Source organism: Mediterraneibacter agrestimuris, assembly GCF_943193195.1.
GTDB lineage: Bacteria > Bacillota > Clostridia > Lachnospirales > Lachnospiraceae > Schaedlerella > Schaedlerella agrestimuris.
This window is the reverse complement of the sequence record NZ_CALPDG010000076.1, coordinates 1-9,796: the sequence shown is the minus strand read 5'-3', so window position 1 is coordinate 9,796 and position 9,796 is coordinate 1. Positions and strand designations below refer to the sequence as shown.

8 protein-coding genes and 3 pseudogenes are annotated in these 9,796 nt (G+C 40.4%); 6 read left to right on the top strand and 5 right to left on the bottom strand.

Going from position 1 to position 9,796, the window contains the following annotated elements; genetic code table 11:
• On the bottom strand, positions 1–1,375 hold a 1,375-nt coding region (locus NFS18_RS18480), incomplete at its 3' end, for an IS1634 family transposase (RefSeq protein WP_251392924.1).
• 120 nt (positions 1,376–1,495) lie between these two features.
• Positions 1,496–2,113: pseudogene (locus NFS18_RS18475) on the bottom strand (transposase); the annotation flags it as partial.
• A 348-nt stretch (positions 2,114–2,461) separates the two neighbouring features.
• On the opposite strand from NFS18_RS18475, the gene NFS18_RS18470 reads away from it, so the two are divergent.
• The 6 genes and pseudogenes from NFS18_RS18470 to NFS18_RS18445 all read left to right on the top strand — a co-directional run bounded on the left by NFS18_RS18470 (position 2,462) and on the right by NFS18_RS18445 (position 6,848).
• A complete protein-coding gene (locus NFS18_RS18470) occupies positions 2,462–3,349 on the top strand; it encodes a hypothetical protein (RefSeq protein ID WP_251392923.1) in 888 nt (295 codons plus the stop codon).
• A 227-nt stretch (positions 3,350–3,576) separates the two neighbouring features.
• Positions 3,577–3,660, top strand: a pseudogene (locus tag NFS18_RS20035) (hypothetical protein); the annotation flags it as partial.
• Positions 3,661–3,672: 12 nt separating this feature from the next.
• Positions 3,673–3,861 (top strand): hypothetical protein, encoded by a 189-nt coding sequence (locus tag NFS18_RS20030; protein ID WP_251392921.1) that lies wholly within the window; start codon positions 3,673–3,675, stop codon positions 3,859–3,861.
• 156 nt (positions 3,862–4,017) lie between these two features.
• A complete protein-coding gene (locus NFS18_RS18455) occupies positions 4,018–4,944 on the top strand; it encodes an RpnC/YadD family protein (protein ID WP_251392919.1) in 927 nt (308 codons plus the stop codon).
• Between the two features lie 370 nt (positions 4,945–5,314).
• A pseudogene (locus NFS18_RS18450) lies at positions 5,315–5,617 on the top strand (DEAD/DEAH box helicase family protein); the annotation flags it as partial.
• 196 nt (positions 5,618–5,813) lie between these two features.
• Positions 5,814–6,848 carry a virulence RhuM family protein gene (locus NFS18_RS18445; protein WP_251392917.1) on the top strand — a complete coding sequence of 345 codons (1,035 nt, stop codon included), beginning with the start codon at positions 5,814–5,816 and terminating at the stop codon, positions 6,846–6,848.
• 153 nt (positions 6,849–7,001) lie between these two features.
• On the opposite strand, the gene NFS18_RS18440 is transcribed toward NFS18_RS18445, so the two are convergent.
• The 3 genes from NFS18_RS18440 to NFS18_RS18430 all read right to left on the bottom strand — a co-directional run bounded on the left by NFS18_RS18440 (position 7,002) and on the right by NFS18_RS18430 (position 9,591).
• The gene (locus tag NFS18_RS18440) at positions 7,002–8,804 is read right to left on the bottom strand and encodes a DUF4368 domain-containing protein (protein ID WP_251392915.1); all 1,803 of its coding nucleotides are present in this window, start codon (positions 8,802–8,804) and stop codon (positions 7,002–7,004) included.
• Positions 8,767–9,069, bottom strand: coding sequence for a transposon-encoded TnpW family protein (locus tag NFS18_RS18435; protein WP_251392913.1), 303 nt, complete (start codon positions 9,067–9,069; stop codon positions 8,767–8,769). Before NFS18_RS18435 ends, NFS18_RS18440 begins: the two co-directional genes overlap by 38 nt.
• Before the next feature lie 150 nt (positions 9,070–9,219).
• Complete coding sequence (locus NFS18_RS18430) at positions 9,220–9,591, bottom strand: hypothetical protein (RefSeq protein WP_251392910.1); 372 nt, start codon at positions 9,589–9,591, stop codon at positions 9,220–9,222.
• Positions 9,592–9,796 lie beyond the last annotated feature (205 nt).

Sequence of the window (9,796 nt, the reverse complement as noted above, 5' to 3'; positions counted from 1 at the left end):
TTCCTTCACTTACTTTTAAAATATCACCGACTTTGTCATCCAAAAGATCCGTGCATACTGCATAGAATCCGTCATACGGGGCTTCTTCAGAAATCTTAGTTTCATCCAGATAATGCTTTACTTCAGCAGCTTCGCCTTCTTCTGTTACAGCTATAGTTCCGATGAAACGTGCTGGATCGTTTGGGTTTTTGCGGTTCTTTTTTGTGCTTCCTGAATCCAGCATCTTTTGTGCGCGTTCAATCTGTTTGTCTCGAATGGATTTTTGATAAAGGGCATATTTAGGGGAATAGGTAATGATCAGGCGTTGATGCAGCTTCTTTGTGGTATATGGCTCGTCTTTATAATAAAGTCCTTTGTCACCTTCCGATAGCTTTGTAATATCAACAGGGGTTCCATCTGATAATCTTTTAAATCCCTGTAAATTTAATGCCCATTCTTTTTCTTCCTTCTTCAGCTTTTTGATGGATTGGGTTACGATATAAGCCCGTTCTCCCATGTGATTGTGTTCCCGGATTGATTCAGAACCAAGACCGGCATCGCTGCAATAAATAAACTTCTGACAACCAAAATCTCCAAGAACTTTCTTTTCTAACGGTTTGAGAGAGGTTTGCTCGTTTGCATTTCCCGGAAAAAGAGAAAAAGCAAGCGGAATCCCATCGCCATCCATAAACAATCCCATTTGGATGATCGGGTTTGGTCTGTGTTCTTTGCTTTTGCCATATTTTTTATTTCCATCTTCCTGTTCAATTTCAAAGTAATAATTCGAGCAGTCATAATAAAGGATCTTGTCATTTCTTTTTCCAAGAAAATGGGAGTTTTTATAAACTTCTGCCTGGATAAGATCACATTCTGTACCAAGCACATCCAATGCCCGGTATACATCATGAAGTTCATAGGACGGTTTTTCTAAGAATTCAGATGCAACTTTGTAAGAAGAACGCTTGCTGCAAGGTTCTAAGATCCTTGCATAAATCAGGTCAGACAAGATTGCGTTGATATCATACTTGAATTTATATTTTTGTTTTAATTTCCGACAGATCTTATTCATTTGCAGTTGATAATAAAAAGATTGAAGAAACAGATAGCCACCACGGAAAAAGACCTGCTTGTCATAATCTAATTGTCTATCAGCATGGAATGGTATCAATACTGTCTGTGCTTCTTTTTCTTTTTTATATTTTTCGGTTTCTATTTTCACTTCGTTTTTCGCCCATGCAACGACATCATCTCTTGTAGGTCCATGTTCAGGCAAAAGTTGTTCTAAGGTTCCTAGCTTGCGGACAATAGCTGAGGTAGTACAGCCATTTGCTTTTGTATAAGATTTACAGATATAAAAGGACTCTGCATTTTTTGATTTTGTTATGTGAAGATTCATCTGTTATCCCTCCTATTCCTTATTATATCACACAATAACATAAAATAACATACATAAAATCAAAAAAATAGACATAAAAAAAGCAGGTTTTATGCGACCTGCGAGTACTTTTTCTGCTATTCAACTGTCAAACTCCCGAGCCATTAAAATCGCCTGCTCAATCGTGATTTCACGAGTTGTCGGAAGAATATCAGATTTTTGGTATAAATCTGAATTATAATTCTCACTATTTTTGAGCATGTGGTATAATGCTGTAAGAAGCATTCTTGCAATAGCAATGATTGCCTTCTTATGACCGCGACGCTTTTTAATACGGAGGTAGCGGTCACGAATTTCAGGATGCTTTTTGCTCTTGATCGCAGCGTTTGCACACTGCACGAGAAGAGGTTTGATATAGCATCCAGCCTTGGAAACCCGGACAGATTTTTTCTTCCCTGCACTCTCATTGTTGGTTGGAGTAAGACCAGCCCATGAACATAAGTGTTTCGCCGAAGGAAAAGCCTCCATGTTTGTTCCGATTTCGGAGATGATACCGATAGCAGTAAAGGTGTTCTTAAAACCTGGAGCGGTTAGGATAATGGAAATTTCCTGCTGATAGGGACTGGCGAGCGCAAGAATGAGTTTTTCTAACTCTGCTTTCCGGGATTCAAGGTTATCAAAATGTTCTTTAATGATCTTTAATTTAGCAGCCTGTTCCGGAGTGATATATCCGTCAATGGCGAGTTCCAATTCAGGAAGTTATGATATTTAATGAAATCCACAGTGGGCAGAAGAATTATCTGGGGATTTACCGTGGAAATATCATTACTGCTATTCATCAGTATGTGAGTGTCTATTTGGAGGTTATAAAAGACTAATAGGAATAGAAAGTTTAGACGAATATATTTCTGAAATTTTTGATGTGGATTTATGGGAGACTTTTGATGAATTGTATACTTTGGTAGAGACTATGAAATATCTTGATAAGAAGTCCAAAAAATAAATATAAAGTGTTTAGATACTGAGACAAAGAATACATATTACTGTTTTATTATGTAATGCATGGAGTTAATAGAAAAAATTGGAATGAGAAAGGGCGGAAAAACAATGTTTGAAATGGATTCACAGGAAAAAATTGTGTTGGCAAAAACATATAGTATACTTGGGAAATATTTTAGTCGTGCAATTCAGCAAGTAGAAGATGCAGAAATTATATTAAGATGTGCAGGACTATCTTCGCTTGTAGATAAATATAGAGTGGAATTAACACCGTATTATATGAACGGAACGTGGAAAAACGATAATCTGGCATATAGCCCGATTAAGGCTTGTTTTTCAATCTGCCAAGAGATAGAAAGTAATAAACAGGCGTTGGGAAGTTTTTTAAAAGAAATATTTGAGAGAGTAAGAAAAATCGAAGAAGCAGATTTTAGTGTATTAAGTAATTATTTAGAAATAATAGGATATGAATTGACCAGAGAACACATAGAAGACGATTATGATTATGATTGCTATAAATATCATTTGACAGCATTTTCAGAAGGGGCTTTTGAACGTCAAGACAATAAAACATTTTTATTGTCCGCACTAGAACAAAAGCATAATGATTTGTTGCCCTACTATTTAGAATCTATATCTAATTATGGAAATTCTGAATATAAAAGTTGCCTTGATAATAGTAGAAGTGTTTTTGAAGGTTTTTTTAAAAAAATAGATGTTCAAAATGATTATGCAAAAGGCATTTTAGCAGCAACTGGAGAAAGTGTTGTTGATAACTCTAATACACAACTTATTTCCATTAAAAAAATATTTATTTATTGGTTAGATAATAAAAAGGGTGCAAATAGATATAGACTGTTTGTGAGTATGTATAGTGCTATGTCAGGATTAGGAACACATGGTGAAGAGGTTCCAACAAAAGAAGATGCTTTATTGTTTCTTAGAATGACAGAGGATATTTTGATTTGGTGTCTCCAACATGGTGTGGGTTTTTAATATGAATATATAGTTATGTTACATAGCCGATTGATTTTCACAAAAGGGTGCTTCCCATACCGGACTATGTTTTCGAGGCGGTTTTGGAAGAACGGAAGGTATATGAAAAGAACAGAAGCCGTAGGAAATCGCAGTTTTTAGATGCAGATTATATCTGATGTTCCAGTTATGGAAAGCCGCAAAGCAAGGATTTTCATTGGAGACATTACAAAAATCTTCTTAAAAGCGCCGGATTACCTGATATAAGATGGCATGACTTAAGAAGTACATATTGTACGCTTCTGCTTAAGAGTGACTTTAATCCAAAAGCAGTATCAAAGCTGATGGGTCATGCAAAGGAACTGATTACAGTAGATGTGTACGGTGACAATCAGAACATTATTCCAGAAGAAATACCGGAATTGGTATCCTATATGAATGATGTTATGCCAAAGAAAAGGAGCGGGCAGGATTTGAAAGATGTGGTATTGGATACAGTAATAGAAACAGAAAAATATTTGCCGGATAAATAAAAAGATTGTTACTGTGAGCGAATGAACGGTAATAAACGTTTTGTTTCAAGGTGAAAGCATTGATTTCGCTGTTGTCAGAATGGGGAAACCACGATATAATAAAGACAGAATATTTTGCTTTTAAGATGAGGGAAATATTGTGAAAGGATAAGAAATATGCAGAAAAAAACACCGGATTACGATAATGTGTTTAAGACTATGAAGAGCAAGCACAAGAGATTGTTCATATCCGTAATTAATGACGTTTTCGGGAAAGAGTACCCGTTAGATACAAAAGTGGAGGTTTTACCGTCGGAGGGATATTTGACTGAAAGTGAGACGGCAGACGGGAGCAAGGAAATAGAAGAGCAGATTTCTGACTTCCTGATTAAGATAGGGAGTGAGGTTTACCTGCTGGAGTGTCAGAGCTATGATGACGGCTCTATGGCAATCAGGATTGCAGAATATGCTTTCATTGTTGCAAGGCAGTTTGCAACATGGGATATCGGGCATGCGACGATTCCCATGCCGAGATTTTCCGTAATCTATGTCAAACGGACGGAAAGAACCTCGAAGACTACAAAAATTACTTTTACATTTCCGGATGGGCAGGAAGTAAATTATGAATCCCCCAATGTAATTCTGGAAGAATTCACAAAAGAATATATTGTTGAAAAGAAGTTGTTCCCTTATATTCCATTCTATATTGCAAGATATGAAAAGGATATGATATCCGAAGGAAGTATAGAGAACGCAGTACGGGATTTGGAATATTTCAGGAATGAACTGGTTCGTTTGTATGAAGCGGAGGAATTGACCGATCATGAACTGATTGACTTAAAAGGATTTATAAATACCATCATTACACATATTACAAATGGAAATCAAAATGAGGAAAGGCTGGTGAGTATTATGGGTGGAACAGTAATTGAGACAGAATCGGAAAGGTTGATAAGCCAGGGGAAAGCGCAGTTACTTATAGAGCTAGGGCAGGAAGAAGGTCTTGATGATGCAACGCTCCTGAAAAGAATGCAGGAACGGATAGGTCTGTCTCTGGAACAGGCATCTGCCTATTTAAAACGGTATGGAAAACAGACTGTATAGATTTGCGAAGACGGGTGACAATTTGAAGTGAAGGGAGTATTTTCGTCAAAAACGAGAGTACTCCTATTTTTACGAAAGAACGGATGTTTCGGAACGTTTGTTCTAAAACTTCTCGTTTTTATCTGTACAAATAAAGAACCATATGCTATAATCAGAATACTTTTTGGAACGTCAGGTTCATGGTGTCCGGCTGGGTATAACCAGTCCGGGAAAATGAAATCGGTGAACAAAATTCGTTGAAAGGCAATTTTACAAAAAACGGAAGATGTGCCTCGACGAATTTCTGCCTAATAGGCGAACTTTTTTAATATGGATTTTGGAGGTGATTTTTGTGCAGGATGCACAAGAAAAAGGATATTCGCAATCCGCTGTGCTATTTGCTCATGAAGACGCTGCAAAAGGCGGCAGCATCTTCAAATTACACAGTGATTACGAGCCCACCGGAGACCAGCCGCAGGCGATAGAAACCCTTGTCAAAGGCTTCCGGGAAGGCAACCAGTGTCAGACTTTACTAGGGGTTACGGGTTCCGGCAAGACATTTACGATGGCGAATGTCATTCAGGAATTGCAGAAACCGACGCTGGTAATCGCCCACAACAAGACGCTTGCTGCACAATTATATGGCGAGTTCAAGGAATTTTTCCCTGAGAATGCAGTGGAGTATTTTGTGTCCTAATTTGGGGACAGGGTGAGAACTGCATTATTTAGTATTGTTTGGTGTTAATTGTACCGTATTTTGTGGACAAGATGGGGGATTATGGACGAAATAACACTAGGTGGACGGGGGGAGTTTGTGACCTGGATTCGTGTAAGGGACAAGATAATATTATATAGAAATTTAAGCAGAAAAATTTTAAGAGGATAAAGTGATGAAAAAGAAAAAAGATATATCCATTTTGCGTTCCTCGGCGGCAGAATATTTGACATTTATTACAGCTACTGGTGAAAGCGATGTAAATGCCATATATTTTGATGAAAACGTTTGGCTTTCTCAGAAAACAATGGGGTTGCTGTATAACGTAGAAACGCATACGATCAATTATCATTTAAAAAAGATATTTGCGGATGATGAATTGGATGAGGCATCAGTTATTCGAAAATTTCGAATAACTGCATCAGATGGTAAAAGCTATAATACAAATCACTACAATTTGAAAGCGATTATTGCGGTAGGAAATAAAGTTGATTCGGAACGGGCAGTGCAGTTTCGGAAATGGGCAAATGGGGTTATAGAAGAATTTACCATTAAAGGCTTTACAATGGATGATGAACGGCTCAAAAATTTTGGGACGATTTTAACAAAGGATTATTTTGAAGAGCAATTACAAAGAATCCGTGAAATTCGGCTATCAGAACGAAGATTTTACCAGAAGGTTACAGATATATATGCCACAAGTATAGATTATGATCCAAAAGCGCAGACAACAAGACGTTTTTTTGCAAAAGTTCAAAATCAACTTCACTGGGCGATTCATGGGGAAACTGCAGCAGAAGTGATTTACCATAGAGCAGACAGTGAGAAGGAGCATATGGGGCTTCAAACATGGAAAGATTCACCGAATGGAAAAATTCAGAGATTTGATGTGGTTGTAGCGAAAAACTATCTGACAGAGGATGAATTATCTGCAATGGCGAGGATTGTCAATGCCTATTTGGATCTTGCGGAATTGCGGGCAGAAGAACAGATTCCAATGACGATGGAAGACTGGGCAGGGCAGTTTGAAGGAATTTTACGGTTATCTAAAAAAGAAATTTTAACACATGCGGGAACAATTTCAGCAAAAATAGCAGAACAGCATGCGCTGAGTGAATTTGAAAAATATCGTGTGAAGCAGGATCTGTTGTATCAGAGTGATTTTGACCGTATGTTGTTGGAAATGGAGGATGAAAGTTACAATGCGTGAAAATTATAGGAGTTTTTTTATATTGGACAATATTTTAAAAGGAGAGGCTCCTGTGTTATTGAATATGTTTTTTCAATAATGGGTTAAACCAGATAGGGATAAAAATAGATATGTATCGGCAGGAGCATAGATTTTCTCCTGCCACGCCTGTATTTAGGCGGTTTGACGTGTAGTGCGCTGCATATATTCCTGTTCCATTTCCCGCATTTCCTCGTCCGTGGGGATGTCCACAATCCCGACATAGGAATAGTAGATGTCGATTTGCTGTGTCCGTTTCCCGTCCCTTTTCTCACGCTCATGGATTACGATTTTATCCACAAATGCGTTTAGGACTTCGGGGGTTAGCTCGTCAATACGGGTGTATTTCTTGGTGACTGCTATCAGCCTGGAAACATTGGTCGCTTCTGTGTCGGCTTCGCTGACCTCGGCTGTCAAGGCTTCGATTTCCTGCTTTAGCTGTTCCTGCTCGGCTTCATATCCGTCCGACAGCTTGTAAAAGCGTTCGTCATTCAGCTTTCCGTTGACGTTATCCTCATAGATTTTACGGAACAGGCGGTCAAGCTCCTTTATCCGCTTTTCGTCCTTTACTATCTGTTTCTGCTTTGCGGACAATTCGTATCTGCGTTCCGCAAGGGTGGCGTCAATCTGCTGTCGGATAAACACTCGCTCAAACTGCTGTAAATAGGACAGGAACTGTTGGAGCTGTTTCAGCACTAACTGTTTTAATGCGTCCTCTCGGATATAGTGCTGCGTACATTCTTTTGCCCTGCTCGTCCTTTTATACATGGAACAGCGGAAATGCGCATATCCGTTTGCTGTGGCTAAGCTGAGTTTTGCCCCGCAGTCGGCACAATAGAGCAGACCCGAAAAGATACTTGTCACGCTGCTTTTGGTCGGTCTGCGTTTATTTTCCCGTATCATCTGTACTTTTTCCCACATATCCCTGTCAATGATGGGGGCATGGGCATCCTCGATATACGCCCGCCTGTCCTTTGCGGTAGGGATGCGTTTCCTGCTCTTAAAGCCTAAACGGGTGGATTTAAAGCTTTCCGTCACGCCGATATACGTCACATTTTCCAGAATGGACGCAATCGTGGCTGGCTCCCAGTTATAGGGGCATTCCGATTTTTTTGCAACGCCGATTCTTTTTGACACTTTGTAGGCTGACGGGGTAAGCACCTTATCTTCCCAGAGGGCTGTGGTGATGGCTGACACGCCTTTCCCCTGCATACAGAGCGAGAATATCCTGCGGACGGTTACTGCCGCTTCCTCGTCCACTAGCCAGCGTGTTTTATCGTCTGGATTCCGCAAATACCCATAGGGCGGCGCGCCTAAATGCTCGCCTGCAAGCCCTTTCGCTTTCTTGACTTCCTTTACCTTTTTGCTCGTGCTTTTGGGATACCATTCGTTGAAAAGGTTGGTAAAGGCGGCAAATTCGTTGCTCTCAAGGCTGCCCGTGTCCACGTTGTCCATGATGGCGATGAACCTTACGCCCGCTTCGGGGTAGATGATTTCGGAGTAAGAGCCGACCTCGATATAGTTCCTGCCGAAGCGTGATAAGTCTTTGACAATGACGGTCTTTACAAGCCCTTTTTCAATATCCGACGACATTTCCTTAAAGCTTGGACGGTCAAAATTCGTACCCGTATAGCCGTCGTCCACATAGAATTTCGGGTTAGGGAAACCGTGTTCTTTTGCGTATTTCATCAGATATTCTTTCTGGTTTACAATGCTGTTGCTTTCGCCTTCCCGCCCATCGTCTTGGCTTAATCTGCAATACAATGCCGTAAATTCTTCCTGCTGTCTTTTCATAAAGCTCTCCTTTCCGACAGCAGACACGGTATTGTGAAGTGTAGGTACTGTACCACATCTGCCCTTGAACTTCAACGCTTTAAAGCGATAATTCTTCCGTTGCCTGTTATTCCCCGTCGTCATCACCCCAATTCCCATCATCATAAAATCCATATCCCTGTGCGCCACGCCGAAAAATATCCGTAAGCATTACAAGCAAATCCCGCCCGTCTTTTCGGAAATGGGCGTTGACGGTGTATTCCGTGCCGCCGATTTTCTCGGTAATGCTCATCGGTTCTGGGATGCGGACAAGGGGCGTGACGTTCTGGGCAGGCGGCAGAGGGGGATATATTTTGTCGGGATTTACCATAGGGACGTCCTTGTATTCCTCCATAATCGCCTGTATTTCTTCCTCGGACAGTCTGCTCATCGCAATGATTCCTCCCTCGTGCGTTCTGTTTTAACTGGCTGCTTCTGTCGGTTTGACCGCTGATTTTCCATCGTGTCGTGGATTTGGTCTAAGCAGTTATCGATATGGGCAGAGCGTTTTTCAATCCCGTCTGCATATTTCAGCCGCTTTCTAAGTTCCGTTATCTGCTCCGTCACGCCCTTGTTTTTCGGTTCGTAGAGTTTCTTTTTCGGCTGGTAAAGCACGGCGTACCTTGTTCCGCAAGTGCTGGCGGTAGTCGATAAGTTTATTCATTTCACTCTGGTTTTGCTCCCTGTCGGCTTGTAAGTCGGAGAGGGTGGAGATGTTATGCTTTGACATATACCGTACCTGTGCGGTAATCTCGTCCAGTTTCCGCAATTCTTCTTTCATCAGCGGGCTTGTCGGCTTGTAGTCCGTGCCTTTGGGGAATATCCCCAACTGATAGCACCAGTAGTAATACAACGCTAAGATTCCCGTGGTTTTCTGATGCGGTTTCCATGCGTTTTTATACTGCTCTGGCATATGCGGGGGGTTCTTCCGCAATTAACCGTTTTGTAGTTTCCTATATTATCAAATATGTAGTATACTTAACATATCAAACGAGATGAGGAGGCTGTCAAATGTCAGGTTCACACAATACGTTATGTATGGATAGTTTTTATCCGGAAACGGAATTAAAGATAACAGAGATACAACAGGATAAGGAGCAGATTTTAATACGAATGAA

What these genes read in the sequence shown, in the direction of transcription:
- NFS18_RS18470 (WP_251392923.1), top strand. Translation starts at nt 2,462, where the DNA reads ATGTTTGAAATGGATTCACAGGAAAAAATTGTGTTGGCAAAAACATAT.
- NFS18_RS20030 (WP_251392921.1), top strand. Translation starts at nt 3,673, where the DNA reads ATGGGTCATGCAAAGGAACTGATTACAGTAGATGTGTACGGTGACAAT.
- NFS18_RS18455 (WP_251392919.1), top strand. Translation starts at nt 4,018, where the DNA reads ATGCAGAAAAAAACACCGGATTACGATAATGTGTTTAAGACTATGAAG.
- NFS18_RS18445 (WP_251392917.1), top strand. Translation starts at nt 5,814, where the DNA reads ATGAAAAAGAAAAAAGATATATCCATTTTGCGTTCCTCGGCGGCAGAA.
- NFS18_RS18440 (WP_251392915.1), bottom strand. Translation starts at nt 8,804, where the DNA reads ATGATGATGGGAATTGGGGTGATGACGACGGGGAATAACAGGCAACGG.
- NFS18_RS18435 (WP_251392913.1), bottom strand. Translation starts at nt 9,069, where the DNA reads ATGAGCAGACTGTCCGAGGAAGAAATACAGGCGATTATGGAGGAATAC.
- NFS18_RS18430 (WP_251392910.1), bottom strand. Translation starts at nt 9,591, where the DNA reads ATGCCAGAGCAGTATAAAAACGCATGGAAACCGCATCAGAAAACCACG.